This window comes from Roseivirga sp. E12 (assembly GCF_017592825.1).
In the GTDB taxonomy this organism is placed as follows: domain Bacteria; phylum Bacteroidota; class Bacteroidia; order Cytophagales; family Cyclobacteriaceae; genus Roseivirga.
The window spans coordinates 49150-72764 of the sequence record NZ_JAGFMD010000005.1 but is presented as its reverse complement, the minus strand read 5'-3'; the positions used below and the strand labels follow the sequence as shown (position 1 = coordinate 72764).

The following is a 23615-nucleotide window of genomic DNA, read 5'->3' as shown; positions in this document are numbered from 1 at the left end:
TGCTTATTTGGGTTGCTCTAAAAACTAATATTAAGCACTGATCAGTTGAAGACAAGTTCAGAAAATCGTATCGCTTACTGGAAACAAAACCTTCGTTATCTACTGATCCTTTTAGCGGTGTGGTTTGTTGTTTCTTTCGGTTTTGGGATTTTACTAGTAGATGAGCTCAATACCATTCGGATTGGCGGATTTAAACTTGGTTTCTGGTTTGCCCAACAAGGATCAATTTATTCATTTGTGATACTCATATTCGTATACGTCTGGTTGATGAATCGATTGGACAAAAAATTCAAGGTAGACGAGGATTAAATGGACGTACAAACCTGGACATATATTATTGTCGGTGTTTCTTTTGCCCTTTACATCGGGATTGCCCTATGGTCCAGAGCAAGTTCAACGAAGGAATTCTACGTTGCAGGAGGTCATGTTTCTCCCTTGGCCAATGGGATGGCAACAGCAGCTGACTGGATGTCTGCTGCTTCGTTTCTATCCATGGCGGGTCTCATAGCTTTTTCAGGTTATGATGGCTCAGTCTATTTGATGGGTTGGACTGGAGGTTACGTACTGCTAGCCTTGCTTTTAGCCCCATACTTAAGAAAATTCGGCAAGTTCACAGTCCCAGATTTTATTGGCGATAGGTACTATTCCAATAAGGCACGTACTGTTGCTGTAATAAGCGCCCTGTTTGTTTCATTTACTTATGTAGCTGGTCAGATGAGAGGTGTTGGTGTTGTGTTTTCCAGATTTTTGGAAACTGACATTACCAATGGTGTTCTCATTGGTATGGCTATTGTCTTTTTCTATGCTGTAATCGGTGGAATGAAAGGGATAACCTATACTCAGGTGGCACAATATTGTGTGTTGATTTTCGCGTTTATGGTGCCCGCCATATTTATATCCATTCAATTGACTGGGAACCCAATTCCTCAGCTTGGTTTTGGGAGTAATCTCACTGGTACCGAGATGCCCCTGTTAGATAAATTGGATGGTTTGATGACTGAGTTGGGATTCACGGCCTTCACAGACGGCAGTAAATCTACTATAGATGTCTTCTTCATCACTGCCGCGCTAATGGTGGGTACTGCCGGCTTGCCCCACGTGATTGTAAGGTTCTTTACTGTACCAAAGGTTAGAGATGCTCGCCTATCTGCAGGGTATGCTCTAGCCTTTATTGCCATTCTTTATACTACCGCTCCGGCAGTCGCTGCTTTTGCCAGGACTAATTTGATGGATACGGTGAATGACAAAGCTTATGATGAAATTCCTGAGTGGTTTGGAACTTGGGAGGAAGCAGGCCTTTTGGCTTGGAGCGATAAGAATGACGATGGTCTCATTCAATATCGGCCTGGGAAGTTATTCTCTGAAAAGGGTCCTAGTTTCCAAGAAGGAAAAGGGAAGTATGGGCAGAGACTTTTGAATAATGAAATAGATCAAAGTAGCCAGAACGAGCTGTTTATTGATAATGATATTATGGTTCTAGCAAACCCGGAAATAGCTAAACTTCCAAATTGGGTAGTAGCTTTGGTTGCTGCTGGAGGTCTAGCAGCAGCACTCTCTACAGCAGCTGGTTTGCTTCTAGTAATATCGACCTCAGTTTCACATGATTTAGTAAAAAAGCAATTAATGCCGGATCTGAGTGATAAAGGTGAACTTTGGATTGCCCGTGGTTCGGCAATGTTAGCAGTAATTGTTGCAGGATACTTCGGTATTAATCCACCAGACTTTGTAGCTGCTGTAGTGGCCTTGGCTTTTGGTCTTGCGGCTGCCTCATTCTTCCCCGCTATTTTCCTGGGTATTTTTTATAAACGAATGAACAAAGAGGGAGCCATATCTGGAATGATTGCCGGGCTAGGTATTACTGTCTTCTATATGATGAGGTACAAACTTGGTTGGATTGGCGGACCGACTTCGAGTGATGATTGGTGGTTTGGCATATCACCAGAAGGTTTTGGAACCGTTGGAATGTTGATCAATTTTGCAGTAGCACTTACTGTTAGCCGCTTTACACCCGCCCCTCCAAAGGCCATTGAGGAAATGGTGGAGGACATCCGAATTCCTTCGGCAGGCTAATGCCCATCTTTTGAAACCCTATTTTCAAAGAGTTCTTTATAGTGTTTGAAAAGGTGTGCGCTTATAGAATTTGGAGTAACAAATCTAAACCCGAGCTCTATTGTTGAAATAAAAATCTCCCTATGATATTGAATGTGAGGAGACTGTAGATTGGAACCATGACAAAGTACAAGCCCTGTATTATTCTACTCCTCTCTTAGTGCATTAACTGGATTAGTGTTGGCAGTCTTGAACACATTGTAAAATATAGTACAAATAGCAATCGAAATGGAACACACAGCAGCAATGATAAATATCTTCGGACCTAACTCGATATGATATGAATAGGATTTGAGAAATTCCATAGCCAACCAGTAGGCCATGGGTATGGCTAAAATATTGGCAATCAGAACAAGTCCAGATACTCCTTTTATATTTTGAAGCATTATCTGGCCAATTTTGGCGCCAAGTACTTTTCTAATGCCTATTTCTTTAATCCTACCACTGATCATAATTAGGGAAAGCCCAAACAAACCCATGGCCGTAATAACTATGATGATGATTGAAGTATACCTCATCAAAAGACTCCATTTTTTCTCGTTCTCATACAGCCGTTCTAACATCTGATCTTGAAACTGAAGATTAATGGGCTCTTCAGGGGAGATTTTTTGCCATGCTTTTTCTAGACGACCAACAGTTGCAGATATTTTATCTGTTTTTAATTTGATGAGCATGTAATATGCTTCATTTTGTTCTATGGGGAAAAATATTGAAGCAGGTAAGGCTGCTTGAGCTTTTACGAAATGAAAGTCGTTTACGACACCAACAATTCGGGTGTTATAAAATGCTTCTGGAGCCTTTCTACCATCCCTCTCTTCAAAAATTCTACCTAGATCTGCTTCATCAAAAGATTCAATGCCGTATAAATCAATGAGCTTTTGATTGACAATTACTGATTTCTTATTTTCCTTTTGCTCCGTATAGAAATCGCGACCTTTGGTTATTTCTATCTTAAGCATTCTGAAAAAATTATTATCTACGGCAGTCCAGTGTGTTCTATAATCGCCACCAATGGTCGAGTTAAGGCTGGTTCCAAGTCTAAGGTTAGATGATGCCACACCAAGTACGCTTGGATCCTTTGAAATTTCATTCCTGAATACTGCACTTGCTGTAGGTGTACTACGTGGTCTGGGAACAATAATGAGACCTTCATTGCTATACCCTAAATCTCTTGAAGTAAGGTGTTCCAATTGCTTGGTAGCGACCATGGATAGGACAATTAAGATAGTGGTCACACTGAATTGAATAACCATGAGTCCTTTCGTTAGTAAATTTCTTTTCCCCACTTTGAGCTTGCCTTTTAGTACAGTGAGGGTATGAAAATTAGACATGACGAGGCCTGGATACATTCCTGCTAATAGACCTAGGATACATGCAAAAGATATGATAAGGATAAAGTGCTTACCTGTAAGAAGTCCTTCAATAGACAATTTGACCCCATAGAAATCATTGAAAAAGGGAATGAGAATTGAGGTCAGAAAGATCCCCATTCCTAAAGCCAATAGAGAAACAAGAATGGCTTCACTGCAAAATTGGGCCGTAAGTTGGGCTTTTTGAGCACCAATAACCTTTCTGATGCCAACCTCTTTGGATCTTTTAGAAGCCATTCCTATAGTAAGATTGATGTAGTTAAAGGATGAAATCAGCAAAATGACGATAGCAATTATAGTAAGGGTCTGCAGTGCCTTTTTAGACTTACTACTGGGGTCATAGGCGCTTCTTAAACTTGTATCGCTAAAGTGAACGTCCTTTATCGGGAGTAGCCTGGTGCCAAAGGGGATTGATTGGCTTTCCCAGCCTTGGTTTTTCCGAGCTTTTTCCATCTCTCCTGTGTAATGAGAGTAAGCAAAAGACTCCAGTCGCTTATCAATGTCCGACTTTTCCGAGGGGCTGTTTAGAGAGACATAGGCCTGAAGAGAATTGATGTCCCTTTCCTCTAGAAAATTTGAATCCTCAGTCATCCAAATGATGTTGCGAATGTCTATTAACATGGAAAAGCCCAAGTCCGTGTTTACAGGCATATCTTCAGCAATGGCACTGACCACAAAAGATTGTCTTTTTCCATTTTGGATCATCTGGATAGATTCTCCTATAGGATCTTTCTTTCCAAAGTACTTGTTGGCAGTAGTTTTAGTCAGAACTATACTGTATTGATTTTCCAGAGCGGTTTCCTTGTTTCCAGAAAATAGCGGGAATGAGAATATTTTTAAGAAATCACCATCAACTAGGGTTATGGATTCTCTGAAAACGGTATTCTGATATTTCATATCAGCGCTGGATAAATGTATGCGGGTCTGATATTGGATTTCGGGGAAAAACTCTGCCAGCGCAGGCCCTACAGAAGGATCTATTGACGTGTTGATACCTGATATACCTCCATCTTCTGAATAGTAGGGTTTTTCAACTCTAAAGAGCCTATCAGCTTTTTCATGAAAAGAGTCATACGAAATTTCGTGACTGATAAATATGTAGACCATCAAACAACTGGCGATGCCTATGCTAAGACCTAAGATGCTAATAAGACTATTTATTTTATTGCGAGTGAGGTTTCTAAATGCGGTGTTGAAATAGCTTTTGATCATGTCGGATGGTTTTAATGAGGTAATAGTAATGTTCTTTAATGCCCATACTAATTAAAGACCTAGAACTTTAATTTTCATTACACCTTAATTTACACTATTACCTAGAAACCTAGTTGTCAAGACTTGAGTGTTTTTAGTTCATTTGCGAAAATTGAGTTGTTTACGAGTCATATATCCCAATGAACACCTGACTGAGGTTGAATTTTGTTATTATTGAACAAAGTAAAGAGGTTAATTCCTGCATTGATGAAATTTGAACGGCATGGATAGGAAAATAAGTAAGTGGAGGGGGCTCATATCAGTCTTTTGGAAACTCCGAAAAAGGCTCCCCGAATTTTTACTTCAATCTATTTTGTTGACACTAGGAGTTGTGATTGCTCTGGCGATTGGTAACTGGGATGAGGAACGCAAGAGAAAGGAAAATCTCCAAGTTGTACTCGAGAATTTGGAGTTGGAGGCAATTAATAATACCATTGTCATTCGACTTTGGCAGGATTACTATGACTCTCTTGTTAATGGTATCGACAAGGTGTTTTTGGGAGAAGTTAGTATTGATTCTGTGGTGAATGAAGAGGGCGTGTTGTTGGAAAGACTGGTGTCTCAAAAGCAGCCTGTTGAATTGTTGCAGGAAACTACCTGGGAAACAGCGCAAACTTCGAATCTGGTAAACTACTTTGATTATAAGACATTATATAAGCTGACTGACCTTTATAATTATCAGGAAAGAGTTGTTGAGCAGCAACAAGCAGCTGTTGCCAATCTTTTGGTTAGCGAGGAGGCATTTGATACAAGATTGAGTAAAAATACGCTTCACAGATTGAAAAAACTGATCGAAAACCTATCATTCAGTCATCAACAAATACTGAAGATGTATTCAGGGATTTATTCTGGAATTGAGTAATCATTTACCCATCATGCCTAGTGGTTCAGAGGCCCTAGAGGAAATGGTGGAGGATATCAGAATTCCTTCAGCAGACTAATGCCCATCTTTTGAAACCCTATTGCGTTCCTTTATTCGTTATCTTGGGGTATGGGGCATCATCACCATCATAATGCTGAGCATGGGCATGGTTCTAAGAACTTAAAAGTTGCTTTTTTCCTTAACCTCTCTTTTACGATTGTCGAGGTGATTGGTGGTTTGATCACAGGGAGTTTAGCTATTCTTTCGGATGCGTTGCATGACTTTGGTGATAGTTTGAGTATCGGCATGTCTTGGTACTTTCAGCACCTGTCTGATAATAAGGATAGTAACGAGAAATTCACCTATGGCTATAAGCGTTATTCACTCTTGGGCGCCATTATCAACGCTGCTATTCTTTTAGTGGGTTCCGTGGTTATTATCAGTCAAGCGGCCCCTCAAATCATGAACCCGGGCGAAGTGGATGAGAAGGGGATGCTGATCATTGCCATTTTCGGAGTGATAGTAAATGGTGCAGCAGTTTTCAGGTTGAAGGAAGGAAAGTCAATGAATGAAAAAGTCATTCGCTTGCACTTATTGGAGGATGTATTAGGCTGGATTGCTGTGTTATTGGGTAGCCTCCTGATTATGTATCTTGACTGGCAATTCATTGATCCATTACTCTCGGTTGGAATTGGCGTTTTCATTATTTACAATGTGATCAAAAATCTTAAACAGAGCTTCTCGATTATACTTCAAACTACACCGCAAGACGTGGATATTCCGGCTATTCAAGAGGGACTAAGATCAATTCCAGAAATTATTGACGTTCATGATTGCCATGTTTGGTCAATGGATGGTTCCTATCATGTGCTTTCGGCTCACGTAGTGCTTGATAAGGTCTATTCGCTTAGAGAGTTGACGGATATTAAATCTAGGTCTAAACTTCTACTGGCCGATCTGAATATTAAACATTCCACCCTGGAGTTTGAAGAAGAGGGGGAAGACTGTGAGGGGTGTTAAAAAAAGAAAGCCATCCTTCCAAGCGGAAGGGTGGCTTTCTATCAAGATTAACTATCTATCAGTTTTTGTATAGGTAGTTTAATGCAACAACGTCATTGCCATTGAAGCTGTCAGCTGGGCCACAAGCTTGCATTAAAGAAGTAACATCTGATCCAGTTGGTGTGCCTGGAATATAGATTGCTCCTACACCTGCACTACCTTCATTCTGATTAGAGCCACAGCTCTCACGTGTTTGATAATCTGTGTGTCTGAAACCGATAGTATGACCGATCTCGTGAGCCATAACTCCTTTAATCTCATCGACAGAAGGTCCGAAGTTATCAATCCAATACGTATTCAGACCAAAGCCGTCAGCTGGGTCTCCTGAAGCTGTTGGGAATCCGGCAGCAATACCTAGAGTGATAAACCCTCTTCTTGGTCTTTCTCTGAATGCAGAGATATAGATATCGGCATCAGTATTGATGGTTTGTTTTTTTCCTTTTCCAGTGATTGTAACCGAAGTCAATTGAAGTGAAAGGTCAAGGTTTTCTGCATTGTACATCGCGATGGTATTATTTAAAGCTGTGACAGCAGAAGCACTGAAAGAAGGATCAATACCTACTTTTATTACCCTTGGTAAATTTGTAACAAGATTAGTCGTGTGGTACTGCTCAGTACCTGGCACTTTAGGGTTCTTTTCTAAATTGAGGATGTCCTCTTCAGAAAAGAATAGATCGTATTCTACTACATAGCCTGTTTGGCCATTCCAAGTGGTCGTAATGACGTCCTGAGTACTATACCCTGCCGAAGTCAATTGATCTAGAACCGCTTGTGAAATTTCATCTTCGATTACCGGTGCTTGATCCGTGGTGGACTCTTCACAGGAATAAAAGAATACTGCTGATAAAAGTGTGAGTGTGAGAATTGATAAAAACTTTTTCATAAAAATTGTTTAAGGTTGGTTGATAAAATGTCTTAACCGATTAAATGAGATTAAGACCGCTCAAAAATAGAACTTTGATTTAATTATCAAAAAAATATTCTGATATATCAGAAAAATGTAATTGATTGTATCATATATGTGTATTTCACATATAGAATATTGCGGTTTGGGAAATTTTGAGAAAATAAATGTTAAGGGTTAAACTTTATCTTCCCTAATCCCTGTGTTTTTATTATTCTTGATCCAGAATTGTTAATTGGAATGAGGTCAGTAGTCATCTTAGTCTTGTCAATCATATTGGGTGCGACTCAAGGCAGAGCACAGAACAGTGCACGTGGCTTTTTCAAGAAGAAAGAATTGACCGATAGAGCACTTATCTCTGAAAATAAGGAGTACCTGATTAAAGTCAAAAGAAATGAAATGGAAAGATTTCTTGACATTAATAAGCCCCTGATACTTCGAAGAATATCGGATCATGAGTACCTCGTGAAAGGTGGGTTTCAGTCGGGTATATCCGTAGTTGATCAAGTTTATGAGGTAGGAGATGATTGGAAATTATCCTCTTCAATTCGCGGGAATCAGGCCATTGGTGAATCTACTTTTTTGATTAGAAGTGATCAAGCTGAATTAACTCGTTTGAAACTCATTGAGCTTTTGAACGTGGAGGTCGAAGAGAGTGCTTATGGTTTGATAAGTGTTGTGATGAACGAGGACTTAATTCAGGAGGTTCTTACTTGGCAGGAAGTGAGTTTTATTCAAAAACTAGAAGGGCCAAAGGTTGAGGCTAACATTGCTTCTCACGACCTAAGTGTAAATGGAGTGAATTGGCTACATCATTACAGGCCAAGTTTGACAGGGAGTGGTATTACACTGGCATTGAAAGAGATGTCATTTGATGTGAATGATATTGATCTCTGGCCAAGGACAGTTGTGTCCAATGTCGAAAACCCTGAGGTTTCTTCTCATGCCAATGCCATGGCAAGTATCGCTGCGGGCGCTGGTAATACCTCAGCTCTCAGTAGAGGTGTCGCATTCCAGAGCGAGTTGGTATCATCTGATTTTGAGAGAGTCATTCCAGACCCAATGACTTATTTTACAGGGTTTGACATAAGAATTCAAAACCATTCTTATGGTTTAGCCATCAGTAACGAGTACGATGCAGTTGCTGCAGCATATGACGAATTGGCTCAGTCTCTTCCAGAATTGTTGCATGTCTTTTCATCAGGGAATTCTGGCTTTCTAGTACCAGACAATGGTGAGTATGCTGGACTGGGTACTTATGCTAACCTTACTGGTGGATTAAAAATGGCCAAGAATATTCTGACTATCGGTTCGGTAGACGAATTTGGTGTTCTTAGTACTCGAAGTTCGCGTGGGCCAGCCTATGATGGTCGAGTCAAACCAGAACTGGTTGCATACGGTAAGGGTGGTACATCTGAGGCAGCTGCTCTTGTTTCCGGTACTTCGATACTATTGAATCAGGCCTATGAAGATTTATTCTTCAAACCCTCATTGTCGTCAGAGTTAAAGTCAATTCTAATCGCTGGAGCTCAACCATTGGACGACTCTGCTGTTATCAGTTACACGTCAGGGTTTGGCTTGATGAGCGCTAAGAGGTCACTTGAAGTAATCGAAAAGTCACAAATCTTGAATGGGGTAATTGAAGGTAGCCAGGTGCAGTCTCATACTTTAGAGGTGCCATCAGGGGTCAAAAGTGTTAGAATTGCTTTGGTATGGAATGATCCCGCTGCTAATCCCGGTGATTTCAAAGCATTGGTGAATGACTTGAATATGACTGTGACGGAAGTAGGCTCAGGTGACCAATGGTTTCCTTGGGTACTTGATCCAACGGCTGACTTAAGCAAGTTGTCTCTTGCGCCTACAAGAAAGGTTGATACCCTTAACAACGTTGAGCTGATTACAGTGGAAACGCCAATGGAAGGTACTTTTGATATTAGTATTGCCACTGGGAGCTCAGCAGATCTACCTCAACCATATCATATTTCTTACCTCTTTGAATTTGATGATGAGTTCGAATGGGTATTTCCAACAGCTTCGGATGTTGTAGAGTATGATGAATCATTAATTGCCAGGTTTGAGAATACTTATGATTCAGAGGGACTGTTATATGTAAAAAGTGGTTTAGGTGAATGGGATAGAATTGGTACTATAGACAATAAATCGTTGCACCTTATTGAATCGGAATTACCTATTGGAATAACTCAGCTCAGAGTTGACTTCGGAACAAATTCATACTTGTCGGATGACTTTCTAATTACTGAATCGGTTGACATTGATATGCAGTTCTTATGCGATGACGAGTTTTTAGTGAGCTGGAATCCTATCGATGGTGCTGACCTTTACGGTTTATATAGAATAGATGAATCCGGTGTTTTGGAAGAAGTGATGTCTACTTCTGATACCTCCATTTTTTTAAACAGGAACTCTGAGGATTGGAACCTTGATGTTCTAACTGTTATCCCAAAAATTAATGGCCTACTGGGCTCACAGGCACAGGCGCTTAATTTTATTAATAACGGCACAGGCTGTTACTTTAATAACTTCACAGCTTCGGTAAGCGATGCGACCGTGAGTTTAGGGCTTGATCTCTCGACAATATTTAATATTGAAGGTATTGCTTTTGAGAAGTGGGATGGAGAGAGCTTTTTGCCAATTCACACCGAGACTCTTTCTGACAACACATCTTTTAGCTTTAATGATGTAAATGAGAATTCGGGGTATTTTGTTTATCGAGCTAGAATCAATCTTCTAGAATCTATTGGAGATGGATTGAAATCATCAACTACTTCTAGCATCGAGCTGCCTGTGATACTACCCTCGAGTACTTCTTTATTTCCTAATCCCCTTTCTCGAGGTGAGGATTTGAACCTATTGAGCTCAAATCTCGATGCCAAGTGGTTGGTTTTTATTGATAGCCAGGGGAATCGAGTAAAAGTTTTGGAGGTGGATTCTGGGACAGATTCTTTTACCCTAGAAGGTCTAGGTGCTGGTCTTTTCTTATATCAACTTATTGATGTCAACAATCAAATTATTAAAACGGGTAGGTTAATCGTCAATTGACGAGCATTTTTTTCTTTACCTCATAAATGCGAAGTACTATGCAAGTAAAATGTAATAGTGCAGCTACTGGGTGCTGGGTTTAGGGAGGAAGAGAAGTTGTGAGGGACGAATATTCAACACGCTACACTGGAGTTTGAAGAGGAAGACTGTGAGGGGTGTTGACAAGAGTTAAGATTTCCCAAGCGCCTTCAAGCCCCATCTGGCAATTTTCCAGCCTAGACCTAAATACAGCCAAAACACAAAGGCACTCACGAGCAAGAAAGTTGGTATAAAGAGTAAACTATAAATTAGACCTTCTGAGCCATAGTAATCAATCTCGTTTATAGTCATAGGCACACCTAGGAGTTGGAGTATCAGCATTAATCCTAATAAGGGGATACTCAACCCTGCAAAACTGTATAAGAGCAACTTTAGAAGGTCGATACTCCTGAGAGACTTGATGTTTTTGATATCCATAGCCTAAAAATAAAAAAATCCCTGACCGCCCGGCCAGGGATTCTACGTTAGTAGTAATCAACCCCGATATTACTAACTACCACAGGCTTCGCAGCCGTCAGGATTATCTATAGAGCAAGCCATGTCTGCTGCTTTTTGCTCCAATTCTGCTGCAGTAGGCGCTGGCATACTTGCCGCTGCTTTGTCTACTGTGAATTGGATAGCGCTTGTAGCTGCTTTTGATCTTAAGTAATACATACCCGTCTTTAAGCCGTTCTTCCAAGCGTAAAAGTGCATTGAAGTCAACTTACCAAAGTTTGGATCCTGAATGTGGATGTTCAAACTCTGTGACTGGCAAATGTATGCTCCTCTATCTGCAGACATCTCAATAACCGCTTTTTGAGAGATTTCCCAAACAGTTTTGTAAAGGTCTTTGATGTCTTGAGGAATATCTGGAATGTTCTGAACTGATCCCTGTGCAGCGATCAATTTGTTCTTCATGTCAGCACTCCAAAGGCCTAGTTTAATTAGGTCCTTCATTAAGTGTTGGTTCACAATCACGAACTCACCAGATAGTGTTCTTCTTGTATATATGTTTGAAGTATATGGCTCGAAGCACTCGTTGTTTCCTAAGATTTGAGATGTAGAAGCAGTTGGCATAGGAGCAACTAGTAATGAGTTTCTCACACCGTGTTTCTTTACCTCTTTCTTAAGACTATCCCAATCCCAAAGTCCAGAATCAGGAGTTACACCCCACATATCATACTGGAAAATACCTTTAGATACTGGCGAACCTTTGAAAGTCTCGTAAGCTCCGTCAATTTTTGCTTCGTCTTTAGAAGCTGTCATTGCAGCAAAGTAGATCGTTTCAAAGATATCTTTGTTCAGCTTCTTCGCTTCAGGAGAATCGAAAGGCATTCTCATTAAGATAAATGCATCGGCAAGTCCTTGTACACCCAAACCAATTGGTCTGTGACGCATGTTAGAGTTCTTAGCCTCAGGTACTGGGTAGTAGTTCACATCAATTACCCTGTTCAGGTTCTTTGTGGCTACATAAGTAACATCATATAACTTCTGGAAATCATAAGTGCCAGTTTCCTGATCAACATACATTGGCAATGCAAGAGATGCAAGGTTACAAACGGCTACTTCATCTGGTGCAGTGTACTCAATAATTTCAGTACAAAGGTTAGACGACTTAATCGTTCCTAAATTTTTCTGGTTCGATTTCTTGTTGGCTGCATCCTTATAAAGCATATAAGGCGTACCGGTTTCAATCTGAGATTCTAGTACCTCGAACCAAAGGTCTTGTGCTTTTACAGTCTGACGACCTTTGCCTTCTCTTTCGTACTTCTCGTAAAGCTTCTCAAACTCATCACCATAAACATCAGACAAGCCTGGGCACTCATTAGGGCAAAGCAATGTCCAATCTTCATTGGCTTCTACTCTTTTCATGAATAAGTCTGGAATCCAAAGCGCGTAGAATAAATCTCTAGCTCTTAATTCTTCTTTACCATGGTTTTTCTTTAAGTCAAGAAAGTCGAAGATATCGGCATGCCAAGGTTCAAGGTACATTGCGAAGGACCCTTTACGTTTCCCTCCACCTTGATCTACATAACGTGCAGTCATGTCGAAGTTTCTCAACATTGGAACTACACCATTAGAAACTCCGCCAGTTCCTTTAATGTATGATCCTTTCGCTCTCACATTGTGAATGCTTAGACCTATACCTCCCGCAGATTGCGAAATTTTTGCGCATTGCTTCAAAGTATCATAGATACCGTCAATACTGTCATCCTTCATGGTTAGTAGGAAACATGAAGACAGCTGAGGTTTTGGTGTTCCAGCGTTAAATAGGGTAGGTGTAGCATGCGTAAACCACTTTTCAGAAAGGAGGTTATACGTCTCTACTACTTTTTCTAGGTTCTCACCGTGAATACCTACAGCTACTCTCATGAGCATATGCTGAGGGCGTTCAACGATTTTACCGTCTAATTTCATTAAGTATGAACGCTCTAAAGTTTTGAAACCGAAGTAGTCATAACTGAAGTCACGATCATATATAATTGTTGAGTCAAGTACAGCAGCGTTCTTCTTTACGATACCATAAGTTTCTTTCGAAACTAGTGGGGCGTTTTCACCAGTCTTAGGGTCTACATAAGTGTAGAGTCTTTTCATGGTGTTGGAGAAAGATTTACTAGTTGTCTTGTGCAGGTTTGAAATAGCAATCCTTGCGGCCAGTTTAGCATAATCAGGGTGCTGAACGGTCATGGTTGCTGCAATCTCTGCTGCAAGATTGTCTAGCTCTGGGGTACTTACGCCATCGAATAAGCCTTCAATTACTTTCTTGGCTACATCAATAGGCTCAACAAAGTTGGAGTCTAGGCCGTACGAGAGCTTCTCGACCCGGGCGGTGATCTTGTCGAATTTGACGGACTCGCGTCTGCCATCTCTTTTTACTACTAACATTATTTATTGGGGTTTGGGGGTATTAAATATTTTTCTTTAGAAGTCTGCGTCAAAAGACAATGCTCGCGAATCTGAGCTGTCGTCTTTGTCTTTCATAACTCCTGCTTTTTGGTAATCTCCAACTCTCTTTTCAAAGAAGTTAGTTTTACCTTGAAGTGAAATCATTTCCATGAAATCAAATGGGTTGGTTGCATTGTAAACCTTAGGGCAACCAAGCTCTATTAACAGTCTGTCTGTTACAAATTCCAGATACTGTGCCATCAAGTCTGAATTCATACCAATAAGTCTTACTGGTAAAGACTCAGTAATGAATTCTCTTTCTATATCGAGTGCATCAATGATTATCTCTTTGATTCTCTCTTGAGGTACTTTGTTAATTAGGTGTTCATTATGAAGGTGAACAGCAAAATCACAGTGCAGTCCTTCGTCTCGAGAGATTAACTCATTAGAAAAAGTAAGGCCTGGCATCAAACCTCTTTTCTTCAACCAGAAGATTGAGCAGAAGCTACCAGAAAAGAAAATTCCTTCTACTGCCGCAAAGGCTATCAGTCTTTCAGCAAAAGATGGAGAGTCAATCCACTTAAGTGCCCAGTCTGCTTTTTTCTTAATGGCATCGAATGTTTCGATGGCATTGAAAAGCTCGTTGGCTTCCTGTGGGTTTTTGATGTAAGTATCTATTAATAAGGAATAGGTTTCTGAATGTATGTTTTCCATCATGATCTGGAAACCATAGAAGAACTTTGCTTCTGTGTACTGTACTTCGTTTACGAAGTTTTCAGCAAGGTTCTCATTAACAATACCGTCTGATGCGGCAAAGAAGGCAAGTATGTGCTTTATAAAGTATTGCTCGTCTTCTGTGAGTTTATCATTCCAATCGGTAAGGTCTTGGTGAAGATCAATTTCTTCCGCAGTCCATATACTGGCTTCCGCCTTCTTATAGTACTGCCAGATATCATCGTGTTGAATAGGAAAAAGAACGAACCTGTTCTTGTTTTCTTTTAACAAGGGCTCCTGCACTGCTGATGTCAGCTCACTCATGTTGATCTTTAGTTATTGGGGTCGAAATAATAAAAGTCACGCTGAAGAAGGAATGCTTCTTCATATAAACACACATAATCAAAGGCGAACCTTTGAAGAAATCTCTAAATTTTTAAGAGTATCTAGCTAAAGCCTTGATACTCTTATGAGTAAGACTTCGACCAGAAGATAGGTTGTTTATTGGGGTCGTAACCTTCAACAAATATTACAAAAACTGGCTGAAAAATCAACGCTAAATTTTTAGTTATTCAAGTTATGTAATCGGTTTCCAAAACCATCATAACTATCTGTTATATAGTGTACTGCAGGAGTAGTATTCGACTAAAACTTATTCGAATTTAAATCGTATGACGGCATGAAAAAAAATGAAAATTTAATATTGAAAAATCTCTTGGATTTATGGTTTGGATTTGGTTTGTTTTTCCCCAACATTCCATTACCTTTGCAGTCCGTTTTTGAAAAAGATTCAAAATGTACGCAATAGTAGATATAGCAGGTAAGCAGTTCAAGGTAACGCAAGACCAATTCGTATACGCTCCATTGATGGAGGGCGAAGAAGGCGCTTCCGTAGAGTTCGGTAACGTATTGTTACTCGACAACGAAGGTAAAGTAGAAGTTGGTGCCCCCGTAGTAAAGGGTGCTAAGGTGTCTGGTAAAATCATCGGACATGTGAAGGGCGACAAAGTGATCGTCTTCAAGAAGAAGAGAAGAAAAGGCTACAAAGTGAAGAATGGCCATCGCCAGCAGTTCACTAAAGTTTTAATCGAGAAAATTTCTAAATAAGTAGGACCATGGCGCATAAGAAAGGAGCAGGTAGTTCGAATAACGGTCGTGAATCAGAATCGAAACGACTAGGTGTAAAAATTTATGGTGGTCAGGCTGCAATTGCAGGTAATATCATCGTAAGACAAAGAGGAACAAAGCATCACCCAGGTACTAACGTAGGAATGGGTAAGGACCATACTTTGTTTGCATTGACTCACGGTGTAGTTGAGTTCAAGAAAGGAAGAAAAGATAGATCTTACGTTTCAGTAATTCCTTTTAGTGAGGAAGCTGCTGAGGCATAAGCATCAAAGACTTTATATATTGAAACCCTGATGGAAACATCAGGGTTTTTTGTTTTGCTCCGAGGCGATATAGTCCATGGCCTGAAGCCAAAGAATATCACGGGCACGGTATTCATCTTTTCCCAATTCTTTCTCAAGCCTTCTGCGCTGTTGGATGAGTGACTTATCGAAAGGGTTGTATCTAATAATCTTGCTTAAACTCACATAGGCCTTTTTTGACTTACCTTTTCTCATAAAAGTTTCAAACTTCTCGAGCTCCTTATTATACGCTTTCATGGTCACACCTTCCTTAATATCAAGTTTTGGAACTGATCGACTGTCGAGCATCTTTTCTTTCCTCATTTGTTCTCCAACCTCTCGTGCAATCTCCTCATTAGTCCGAGCATCTCCGGGTTTTCTTTCTATCGTTGTTTTTGTGCGCTGAGGAATTCCTCTAATTACGGAATGACCGAAAGCCTTAACAAAGGGTGGCTTGAATTCTGACGGGAACTTGTCTATCGAGGCCATAATCTCCTTAATTTGATATCGACCAAGACTAAAACTTATTGGCACATATACTTTATAAGGTCTGCCAATATTGATCCAACCATTGGCACTATTGAGAATAATGTTTGTAACTGCATTTTCTATTTCTTCCGAAAGCTTAGTCATGAACTTCACTACTACTTGGCCATTTTCATCAACACTTACTTCGTAGATGAGTAGTCCTTCTGTTTGAGAGTCGATTAACGATCGGCCGATGCTTCTGCTATAGTCTCTATTGATTTGGTTGAAGCCTTCTGCACCTGTGACAAAGAGTGAGTCTAGTATACTTATTCTCTCCTTTATTAAAGTGGAATCAGGTGTTTCTTGATATGCAACGCATGTATGGAATACCAAAAAAAGTAGTATTGAGATTGCGATCTTTTTTATAGTCATCTTAAAATAGTGTGTTTATAAATTGCTCGAAAATCGATGGTTTCAATATAAGGATGAATAGCACTCCATAAAGTGCTCCATATAAGTGAGCATCGTGATTGATATTATCTACTCCTCGCTTTCCCATGACAATGGAGTATACAATAAAGAGCCCACCCAGTGCATAACCTGGTAGGCACACTATCGCGTAAAGGCATAGATCTTGAAGTGGATCAAACAGGATAAAGGCCATCACGAGCGCAGAAACCCCTCCTGAGGCACCCAGTGAATTATAATTAGGATGATCCTTATGCTTAAATAATGTTGGAATGTTAGCCACAACGACTGCTGTTAGAAAAAGTAAAACATAGAGGAAGCTGCCCGCGTCTTCAAAATAGGCCATAAATATTTTCTCTATGGCTCCACCAAAAAAGTACAGCGTGAACAGGTTGAGGAATAGATGCATACCATTATTATGCACAAACCCTGATGTGATCAGTCTGGTGAATTGTCTTTCGTGGAAAGTTGCGTAGGGATTGAGCATCAATTTGCGATGCATATCAGGGCGTTGCCATGCATAGTAGGTGATTAACCCAATTGCAATCATTAGCCCATAAGTGATTTCCATTTATTTGTCTCTATTAATTAAGTATTCTGCAAACTCAATTAACGGCTTTTTATTCTCTTCTGCCACCTCGATTTTTTTCAGTGCCTCAAAGCCCTTTTGAAAATACTCATTCATTTTACCTAGTGTGAGGTCATAAATTCCTATCTCATCATAGATGCCTCTTACGGCTTCTACTTTTTCTTTTGGGTCGAAAGCACTTTGATCTATCCAGTTATTTAAGTTGGTCGATTGTTCTTCATTAGCCAGCTCAAGTGCTTTGAGTAAGAGGAATGTCTTTTTGTTGGATATGATATCACCACCCACCTGTTTTCCGAACCTTGCCTGATCGGCATAAACATCTAAGAGGTCATCTTTCAATTGGAAACCAATGCCGATGTCTACACCGAACTTATAAAGAGCATTTGCTTCAGCTTCGGTAGCGTTTGCTAACATTGCTCCAAGCTTTAGACTAAAGCCTAGGAGCACGGCTGTTTTCAACCGAATCATATTAATGTATTGTTCTTCAGAAACAGTTGGCAAATCCTCGAAATTCATATCCATCTGTTGCCCCTCGCATACTCCTGCCGCGCACTCGTTGAAATCTTTCATGATTTGTTTAAGATTTGCATCCGCCTGAATGATCAAATCATAGGCTTTGACCATCATTACATCTCCTGAAAGAATGGCAGTGCTTTCATTCCATTTTTCATGAACGGTTTCTTTACCTCTTCTTAAAGGTGCTTCATCCATAATGTCGTCATGCATTAGGGTGAAGTTGTGGAATACCTCTACGGCAATCGCCTGATCAATGATCTGGTCATGGTCTTCTTTGAAAAGCCTGTAGGCTAACAATACCAAAACGGGTCTTAAGCGTTTGCCACCAAGAGACATGATGTATCGAATAGGATCGTAAAGCTCTTTGGGTTCCGTTCCGTATTGTAGTTCTTCGAGTCGCTTATTGATTTGGTTGACGAGCTCCTGAAGGTTATTGGTCATCTTTTGCAAAAATTAGGTCGATGGTTCGCCTATCTATGTCAGTCGCTTTGACATTGACACTCACTTTATCGCCAAGGCTAATCATTCTCTTATTTCTTCTACCAATCACACGGTAGTTTTGTTCATCATATTCGTAAAAATCATCATCCATATCGGCAATACGTACCATGCCTTCACATTTGGTTTCTGTGATTTCGACATAAATACCCCATTCGGTAACGCCACTTACTATACCTTCAAAATCCTTTTGTTCCACAAGCGACATGAATTCTACCTGCTTGTATTTGATCGATGCTCTTTCTGCATCAGCCGCACGTTTTTCTCGGCCAGAAGAATGTACACATAGCTCTTCGTAATCTTCTTTGTCTACGGATTTACCTCCATCGAGGTAGTGCTGGAGTAGCCGATGCACCATCATATCAGGATATCGCCTGATGGGAGAGGTGAAGTGAGTGTAATGAGGGAAAGCAAGCCCGAAATGCCCTTTTGTGTCTGTCGTATATTTGGCTTTAGCCATTGTTCTTATGGCCAATTGCTGTAATACATTCTGTTCGGGTTTACCCTCAATATTGCCTATAAGTCCGTTAAGTGATTTAGATACTCCTCTCTTTTCAAAGTCCAATTGGTGGCCAAATCGTCTGGCAAAGTTTGCAAAAGTATCAAGCTTTTCTGGGTCCGGATTGTCATGAGATCGGTAGACGAAAGTGAGTGGGTTCGCTTGCTTTACTTTGTTAAAGATGAACTCTGCCACCCGCTTATTGGCCAGGAGCATAAACTCTTCGATCAGCATATGAGCATCCTTGCGCTCTTTCGGTATTACTCCAAGAGGAGTGCCTTTTTCATCTAGTTTGAACTTGACTTCTACAGTTTCAAAATTGACTGCCCCGTTGTTGAACCTCTTTTGTCGTAGTTTTTTGGCCAAGACATCCAGTGATTTTACTTCTTCGTGAAAGTCTCCGCCTCCAGATTCGAGCCTTTCTTGTGCCTCTTCGTAGGTAAATCTTCGGTCGGAATAGATGACTGTTCTGCCAAACCATTCTTTAATGATGTCACCGTTCTCGTCTAGTTCGAAGACGGCTGAGAAGGTCAGTTTCTCTTCTTCTGGCCTTAAAGAACACAGTCCATTAGAGAGTCTTTCAGGTAACATCGGTATGGTTCGATCAACCAGATAGACTGACGTGGCCCTTTCCACAGCTTCTTTTTCTACCGCTGATTTGAGGTCCACATAATGAGTTACATCCGCAATGTGAATGCCTACTTCGGTATTGCCATTCTTAAGGGGTTTGATGGAAAGCGCATCATCGAAGTCTTTGGCATCAAATGGGTCTATTGTAAAGGTTGTGACCTTGCGAAAGTCTTTTCGCTTTGCAACTTCTTTGGCAGTGATCTTATCTGAGATCGTTTCAGCTTCTGCTTCTATACCCTCTGGAAATTCCAATGGCAAGCCAAACTCAGCGATAATGGAGTGAATTTCTGCATTGTGTTCACCTGCTTTACCAAGTACGCGAGTGACGATTCCTTCGGGTTTCTTATCTCTGTCAGGCCACTGTGTGATTTTCACAATGACTTTGTCATTATGCTTGGCTCCGTTAAGATCTTCTAACCGAACGTAAATGTCATGGAACATCTTTTTGAAGTCGGGAATGACGAAACCATAGCGAGTGGACATCTCTAGTCTACCAACAAAGTCTTCTCTATTGCGCTCTAGAATTTCGACTACTTTGCCTTCCCTGTGTTTGCCGTGACGACTTGGCTTCAGAATAATTTTTACTTTGTCGTCATCTAAGGCTCCATTTAAATCATTGACAGATATCCATACGTCTCCTTCTTCTTGTGTGCCCTCTAAAGTGACATAGGCAAAACGAGCGTTTACACTGTCAACTATTCCGATCAGTGTTTTCATATCTGAGGGGTCAATGGTAAAGGACCCGTTGCGAAGTTTCTTAATGCTTCCTGAATCTTCCAACCTAAAAATGGCTTCGGTAACGATGTTTTTTGACTTAACATCCCGGACACCGAGCCCTTTTAATATTTGTTTGATTTGATAACCTCTCCCCGGATTTCGGCCAAGAAATTCGGCAATTAGAGGTTCGACTCTTTTAGGGCTGCCACTGGCTTTATTTTTAGATTTTTTGTGATGTTGAGGTTTTCTTTTTCGAGCCATTAATGGAGAATAGAGTTGATTTAAAAGTAGAAATAAAAAAGTGCAAATCTTCTATTCATCCAGACTTTAAAGAACTGTGATTTCATCTTTTGCCAGCAAGGGCATCTGATTCAACCTCATAAACACTTGAGCTAAGACCATAACATCTCTCTTGCAGTATTTTGCTATTCGTTCTAAATCGTTTTCATGATAGTAAACATGGTATACCTGACTTCCATCAATATCATCTTTACTGCTTTCAACATGGAATAGTGCTGCTAGTAAATCTAATGAAGTGAAGTGCTTGTAGTCACCAAATTTCCATAGCTCCATGGTGTCAATATGCGGTACTTCCCATGGTTTGCGACCACTAAGGTTGAGAGGCTCTGGAATGGGCACTTCATTGATGAGCATCCTTCTACCGATATAAGGAAAGTCGAACTCTTTGCCATTGTGGGCACATAGCCTGATTTTCTTTGAGTTGAAATGATTGCTGATAAGAGATGAGAACTCCTCGAGGAGAAGCTTCTCATCGTGATTGGCGAAGGCCTTGATTCTGAAGTTTGAAGTATTATCCTTACTTGGAACAAAATAGCCAACGGCAATGGTGATGATTTTGCCAAACTCTGCATAAATGCCGGCTCTTTCATAAAGTTCTTCTGGAGACTGTTGGTCAGCGCCTCTTATAAACTGAGCTTTCTTTGTCCATAATGCCTGAAATCTATCAGTAAGTTCACCAAAGGTTGGGTAGAGGGGGACGGTTTCTATGTCCAGAAACAAGATGTCATGTATGTCTTTCATGCCTGTTCAATTCAATATAGTTGAACAATTTCATGAATTTAATTAGCAATTCTTCCTAAAAGATCAATTTCCTCAATGCCTACCAAATCGAACTCCTGGAATGGTTCTATCACAAACTTTTTATCGAAGACCTCATTTACGATGTAGTAGCTGACCCAAAATTCGTTGAAGAAAGAAAAAACCTCAGGGCTGATTGATTCTACTTTGGCTACGCTCTGAGCATCGACCTGTTCTATCATGTGTCTCAAAGTGGAGGTCTTTCGGGCATCCGGATCCTTACTTTCATACCCTTTGGAAACGATCATAACGTTAGTCAATTCGATCAGGTTTTTATTGATCAAATAGACATGCCATTCACTTTCTCCCAGATTATTTGTGCTCTTAGCAATGCAAAGTTTCACGCCCGTAACCTTCGGCATTTGAATGTCCTTCTTCATGCTGCAAAAATAGAAATTGAATTGTTATTGACTGAATTTGGTAAACCATTCTGTCATGACTTCTTCGGCTTGCTTGCCTTGAGGTGTAAAGTCAATGTTATAAAACCTTTGTTGTCGCTCGCTTGTGCTTGCGGATCTTCGTCTCTGTGATGGGTACCATTTCCAAAGATGAATTCCTGCGATGTAAGGTTGATTGAAAACTTCCCTAAACATGGCCTCGTAAAGGGTGGCTTGAGTTTCTTCAGAGTATACATTTAATACTTCTTCCTGACTTAGCCTTTGTGGCCAAACCCATGGTTCAATCCCAGAATTTTTTGTGCTCTTGTACCCTGCTTCTGTAAAAAGAATTGGTTTTTGGTATTGTTTTGAGAAGGCTTCTAGTTTTTCTAGATGGGGTTGCCAGCCTTGTCTGACTTCTTCTAATGTGGGATTTTCACTGGTTGCTACTGGAAAGTAGGCCTGAACTCCAATGTAATCAAGTTGGTCCCAGAATGCTACGTCTTCAAACTCCTGAGAGAAATTGGCTGCATAGGTGAGTTGTCCAGAATATACAGTTCGAATTTTAGTGATTAGATCTCTCCAGTTTTGCTCGCGTTCGATGCAGGTTCTATGAAGTTCTGTCCCGATACATAGCATTTCCATCTTTTCTGCCTCGGCTAGCTTTGCATAGTGGAGAATAAACTCTTCATAATCAGCAAACCACTTTTGCCAGTCCTCTTCTGAGTTCATGGCAATTTCACCACGCCACTTTCCTTCGTTGTCGCGAAGCCAGATATGTGGTTTAAGTATTGTTTTGATTCCTCGCTCTCTAGCTAGTCTTGTAGTGATTTTAAGACCTTCGTCCCTTTCTCCCCACCAAGCTCTTTCATTCCCAATGTTGTTACCAATTTGAGGATTGCTGTATCCTCTCTGCCATCCGAATGGTGTCTGAGATATCCAGTTAACCTTGCGTTCTGCAAGGGCATCCATCATTGTTGAATCGACTAGGTTTGGTCCACCTACCCAACAAACCCCTCTGTGTTTGTGTGCGGTTGTGATATTGATGGAATGCTTGTCTGGGTTTTTATTTCTGAGGCCGACTACACTGACAATAACAGCCAGCAGGATTATTGGTAATAGGTATGAATAGAGTTTTTTAGACCTCATTTGATATCGTAATGTCCATTTCGAAGACTTCGGCAATATGTTGCGTTAGCTTATCTTGAACTTCAGACATTTCTACGTGTCTGCCAAGTTCTTTGTTCATTGAGGTAACAGCCTTGTCGTCTATTCCACAAGGAACAATATGTCCAAAATAGGAGAGGTCCGTGTTTACGTTTAGTGCCAAACCATGCATAGTCACCCACCGACTTGATTTTACACCCATGGCACAGATCTTTCTTGGGTCTTCTGCACCTTCTTCAAAATCAATCCATACGCCAGTAAGCCCATCTATTCTGCCAGCAGACAAACCAAAATCTGCCAAAGTTAGAATGACAGCTTCTTCTAAGTATCTCAGGTACTTATGGATATCAGTAAAAAAATGATCTAAATCTAAGATTGGATAGGCCACAAGTTGGCCTGGACCGTGATATGTGATATCACCGCCTCTATTGATTCGATAAAATTGGGCATAATGATCTTTGAGTCCTTGATCGTCAAGGAGCAAATTATCAATGGAACCACTTTTCCCTAGAGTATACACATGAGGATGCTCACATAGAATAAGATAGTTGTTGGTAGTAATTTGATCTTTAGGGTACTCAGTTTTTCGGTTATGGATCTTTTGATCAACCGTTCTTTTGAATATCGATTCCTGATAATCCCACACACGCTTGTAGTCATCAGTACCTAGATTTATTACTTCAACTGTCTTATTGATATGAAAACTCATGTCTTACGCGTTCACGGGGCCACATATACACGCTAAATTAGGCCAGTTTATTCTGTTCTCCAACGGGTTCTACAGTCAATACACGAACGTATTTCGTGATTTGTCTGTTAGCTTTCCTAAGAGCAGAAGTGTGATTACGCGCCAGAAACTCTTTCTTGACCACGCTATTGTCTTTAGTATTTAAGAACGTGGCCGAGAAGCTCTTCATATTCTTCTTTCCAGCCATAAATCAAAAAT

The 23615-nt window shown here is 40.5% G+C and carries 21 protein-coding genes; 7 read left to right on the top strand and 14 right to left on the bottom strand.

The genetic code is table 11. From position 1 onward, the window contains the following. Positions 1 to 45: 45 nt before the first annotated feature. Positions 46 to 309: a DUF4212 domain-containing protein gene (locus J4E76_RS12670; protein WP_208504705.1), complete on the top strand. Its 264-nt coding sequence runs from the start codon at positions 46 to 48 to the stop codon at positions 307 to 309. Beyond that, positions 310 to 2070: a sodium:solute symporter family protein gene (locus J4E76_RS12665; protein WP_208504703.1), complete on the top strand. Its 1761-nt coding sequence runs from the start codon at positions 310 to 312 to the stop codon at positions 2068 to 2070. Positions 2071 to 2255: 185 nt separating this feature from the next. Here J4E76_RS12665 and J4E76_RS12660 read toward each other — a convergent pair whose 3' ends face one another. Next, positions 2256 to 4691 (bottom strand): ABC transporter permease, encoded by a 2436-nt coding sequence (locus tag J4E76_RS12660; RefSeq protein ID WP_208504702.1) that lies wholly within the window; start codon positions 4689 to 4691, stop codon positions 2256 to 2258. A 262-nt stretch (positions 4692 to 4953) separates the two neighbouring features. On the opposite strand from J4E76_RS12660, the gene J4E76_RS12655 reads away from it, so the two are divergent. Next, a complete protein-coding gene (locus J4E76_RS12655; protein ID WP_208504700.1) occupies positions 4954 to 5592 on the top strand; it encodes a hypothetical protein in 639 nt (212 codons plus the stop codon). A gap of 129 nt (positions 5593 to 5721) precedes the next feature. Continuing rightward, complete coding sequence (locus tag J4E76_RS12650; RefSeq protein WP_208504698.1) at positions 5722 to 6612, top strand: cation diffusion facilitator family transporter; 891 nt, start codon at positions 5722 to 5724, stop codon at positions 6610 to 6612. 58 nt (positions 6613 to 6670) lie between these two features. Here J4E76_RS12650 and J4E76_RS12645 read toward each other — a convergent pair whose 3' ends face one another. Next, positions 6671 to 7534, bottom strand: a complete 864-nt coding sequence (locus tag J4E76_RS12645) for a M57 family metalloprotease (protein WP_208504696.1) — start codon at positions 7532 to 7534, stop codon at positions 6671 to 6673. Between the two features lie 261 nt (positions 7535 to 7795). Between J4E76_RS12645 and J4E76_RS12640 the strand changes: the two genes are divergently transcribed. Next, the gene (locus J4E76_RS12640) at positions 7796 to 10615 is read left to right on the top strand and encodes a S8 family serine peptidase (RefSeq protein ID WP_208504694.1); all 2820 of its coding nucleotides are present in this window, start codon (positions 7796 to 7798) and stop codon (positions 10613 to 10615) included. A 168-nt stretch (positions 10616 to 10783) separates the two neighbouring features. On the opposite strand, the gene J4E76_RS12635 is transcribed toward J4E76_RS12640, so the two are convergent. The 3 genes from J4E76_RS12635 to J4E76_RS12625 all read right to left on the bottom strand — a co-directional run bounded on the left by J4E76_RS12635 (position 10784) and on the right by J4E76_RS12625 (position 14557). Continuing rightward, positions 10784 to 11071, bottom strand: coding sequence for a hypothetical protein (locus tag J4E76_RS12635; RefSeq protein WP_208504692.1), 288 nt, complete (start codon positions 11069 to 11071; stop codon positions 10784 to 10786). A 72-nt stretch (positions 11072 to 11143) separates the two neighbouring features. Then, a complete protein-coding gene (locus J4E76_RS12630) occupies positions 11144 to 13519 on the bottom strand; it encodes a ribonucleoside-diphosphate reductase subunit alpha (RefSeq protein WP_208504690.1) in 2376 nt (791 codons plus the stop codon). A gap of 36 nt (positions 13520 to 13555) precedes the next feature. Further along, entirely contained in the window at positions 13556 to 14557 is a 1002-nt protein-coding gene (locus J4E76_RS12625; RefSeq protein WP_208504688.1) for a ribonucleotide-diphosphate reductase subunit beta, read from the bottom strand. Positions 14558 to 15028: 471 nt separating this feature from the next. On the opposite strand from J4E76_RS12625, the gene rplU reads away from it, so the two are divergent. Together rplU and rpmA are read left to right on the top strand one after the other, a co-directional pair. After that, positions 15029 to 15340, top strand: a complete 312-nt coding sequence (rplU, locus tag J4E76_RS12620; RefSeq protein WP_069843701.1) for a 50S ribosomal protein L21 — start codon at positions 15029 to 15031, stop codon at positions 15338 to 15340. An 8-nt stretch (positions 15341 to 15348) separates the two neighbouring features. After that, positions 15349 to 15624: a 50S ribosomal protein L27 gene (gene rpmA / locus J4E76_RS12615; RefSeq protein ID WP_208504686.1), complete on the top strand. Its 276-nt coding sequence runs from the start codon at positions 15349 to 15351 to the stop codon at positions 15622 to 15624. Positions 15625 to 15663: 39 nt separating this feature from the next. On the opposite strand, the gene J4E76_RS12610 is transcribed toward rpmA, so the two are convergent. The 9 genes from J4E76_RS12610 to J4E76_RS12570 form a co-directional block, all read right to left on the bottom strand. Continuing rightward, positions 15664 to 16542: a hypothetical protein gene (locus tag J4E76_RS12610; RefSeq protein ID WP_208504684.1), complete on the bottom strand. Its 879-nt coding sequence runs from the start codon at positions 16540 to 16542 to the stop codon at positions 15664 to 15666. A 1-nt stretch (position 16543) separates the two neighbouring features. Then, on the bottom strand, positions 16544 to 17149 hold the full coding sequence (locus J4E76_RS12605) for a rhomboid family intramembrane serine protease (RefSeq protein ID WP_208504682.1): 606 nt from the start codon (positions 17147 to 17149) through the stop codon (positions 16544 to 16546). After that, entirely contained in the window at positions 17150 to 18124 is a 975-nt protein-coding gene (locus J4E76_RS12600; RefSeq protein ID WP_208504680.1) for a polyprenyl synthetase family protein, read from the bottom strand. After that, on the bottom strand, positions 18114 to 20288 hold the full coding sequence (gene rnr / locus J4E76_RS12595; RefSeq protein WP_208504678.1) for a ribonuclease R: 2175 nt from the start codon (positions 20286 to 20288) through the stop codon (positions 18114 to 18116). The genes J4E76_RS12600 and rnr overlap by 11 nt, the downstream gene beginning before the upstream one ends. Before the next feature lie 66 nt (positions 20289 to 20354). After that, positions 20355 to 21068 carry a 3'-5' exonuclease gene (locus J4E76_RS12590; protein ID WP_208504676.1) on the bottom strand — a complete coding sequence of 238 codons (714 nt, stop codon included), beginning with the start codon at positions 21066 to 21068 and terminating at the stop codon, positions 20355 to 20357. A 38-nt stretch (positions 21069 to 21106) separates the two neighbouring features. Next, positions 21107 to 21505 (bottom strand): hypothetical protein, encoded by a 399-nt coding sequence (locus J4E76_RS12585; RefSeq protein WP_208504673.1) that lies wholly within the window; start codon positions 21503 to 21505, stop codon positions 21107 to 21109. Positions 21506 to 21529: 24 nt separating this feature from the next. Further along, positions 21530 to 22651 carry a hypothetical protein gene (locus J4E76_RS12580; protein ID WP_208504671.1) on the bottom strand — a complete coding sequence of 374 codons (1122 nt, stop codon included), beginning with the start codon at positions 22649 to 22651 and terminating at the stop codon, positions 21530 to 21532. Further along, the gene (lipB, locus tag J4E76_RS12575) at positions 22641 to 23378 is read right to left on the bottom strand and encodes a lipoyl(octanoyl) transferase LipB (protein ID WP_208504670.1); all 738 of its coding nucleotides are present in this window, start codon (positions 23376 to 23378) and stop codon (positions 22641 to 22643) included. The genes J4E76_RS12580 and lipB overlap by 11 nt, the downstream gene beginning before the upstream one ends. Positions 23379 to 23415: 37 nt before the next feature. Continuing rightward, the gene (locus J4E76_RS12570) at positions 23416 to 23604 is read right to left on the bottom strand and encodes a hypothetical protein (RefSeq protein ID WP_208504668.1); all 189 of its coding nucleotides are present in this window, start codon (positions 23602 to 23604) and stop codon (positions 23416 to 23418) included. Positions 23605 to 23615: the final 11 nt, after the last annotated feature.

Coding starts and splice junctions, on each gene's coding strand:
- J4E76_RS12665 (WP_208504703.1), top strand. CDS start 310: ATGGACGTACAAACCTGGACATATATTATTGTCGGTGTTTCTTTTGCC.
- J4E76_RS12660 (WP_208504702.1), bottom strand. CDS start 4,691: ATGATCAAAAGCTATTTCAACACCGCATTTAGAAACCTCACTCGCAAT.
- J4E76_RS12655 (WP_208504700.1), top strand. CDS start 4,954: ATGGATAGGAAAATAAGTAAGTGGAGGGGGCTCATATCAGTCTTTTGG.
- J4E76_RS12650 (WP_208504698.1), top strand. CDS start 5,722: ATGGGGCATCATCACCATCATAATGCTGAGCATGGGCATGGTTCTAAG.
- J4E76_RS12645 (WP_208504696.1), bottom strand. CDS start 7,534: ATGAAAAAGTTTTTATCAATTCTCACACTCACACTTTTATCAGCAGTA.
- J4E76_RS12640 (WP_208504694.1), top strand. CDS start 7,796: ATGAGGTCAGTAGTCATCTTAGTCTTGTCAATCATATTGGGTGCGACT.
- J4E76_RS12635 (WP_208504692.1), bottom strand. CDS start 11,071: ATGGATATCAAAAACATCAAGTCTCTCAGGAGTATCGACCTTCTAAAG.
- J4E76_RS12630 (WP_208504690.1), bottom strand. CDS start 13,519: ATGTTAGTAGTAAAAAGAGATGGCAGACGCGAGTCCGTCAAATTCGAC.
- J4E76_RS12625 (WP_208504688.1), bottom strand. CDS start 14,557: ATGAGTGAGCTGACATCAGCAGTGCAGGAGCCCTTGTTAAAAGAAAAC.
- rplU (WP_069843701.1), top strand. CDS start 15,029: ATGTACGCAATAGTAGATATAGCAGGTAAGCAGTTCAAGGTAACGCAA.
- rpmA (WP_208504686.1), top strand. CDS start 15,349: ATGGCGCATAAGAAAGGAGCAGGTAGTTCGAATAACGGTCGTGAATCA.
- J4E76_RS12610 (WP_208504684.1), bottom strand. CDS start 16,542: ATGACTATAAAAAAGATCGCAATCTCAATACTACTTTTTTTGGTATTC.
- J4E76_RS12605 (WP_208504682.1), bottom strand. CDS start 17,149: ATGGAAATCACTTATGGGCTAATGATTGCAATTGGGTTAATCACCTAC.
- J4E76_RS12600 (WP_208504680.1), bottom strand. CDS start 18,124: ATGACCAATAACCTTCAGGAGCTCGTCAACCAAATCAATAAGCGACTC.
- rnr (WP_208504678.1), bottom strand. CDS start 20,288: ATGGCTCGAAAAAGAAAACCTCAACATCACAAAAAATCTAAAAATAAA.
- J4E76_RS12590 (WP_208504676.1), bottom strand. CDS start 21,068: ATGAAAGACATACATGACATCTTGTTTCTGGACATAGAAACCGTCCCC.
- J4E76_RS12585 (WP_208504673.1), bottom strand. CDS start 21,505: ATGAAGAAGGACATTCAAATGCCGAAGGTTACGGGCGTGAAACTTTGC.
- J4E76_RS12580 (WP_208504671.1), bottom strand. CDS start 22,651: ATGAGGTCTAAAAAACTCTATTCATACCTATTACCAATAATCCTGCTG.
- lipB (WP_208504670.1), bottom strand. CDS start 23,378: ATGAGTTTTCATATCAATAAGACAGTTGAAGTAATAAATCTAGGTACT.
- J4E76_RS12570 (WP_208504668.1), bottom strand. CDS start 23,604: ATGGCTGGAAAGAAGAATATGAAGAGCTTCTCGGCCACGTTCTTAAAT.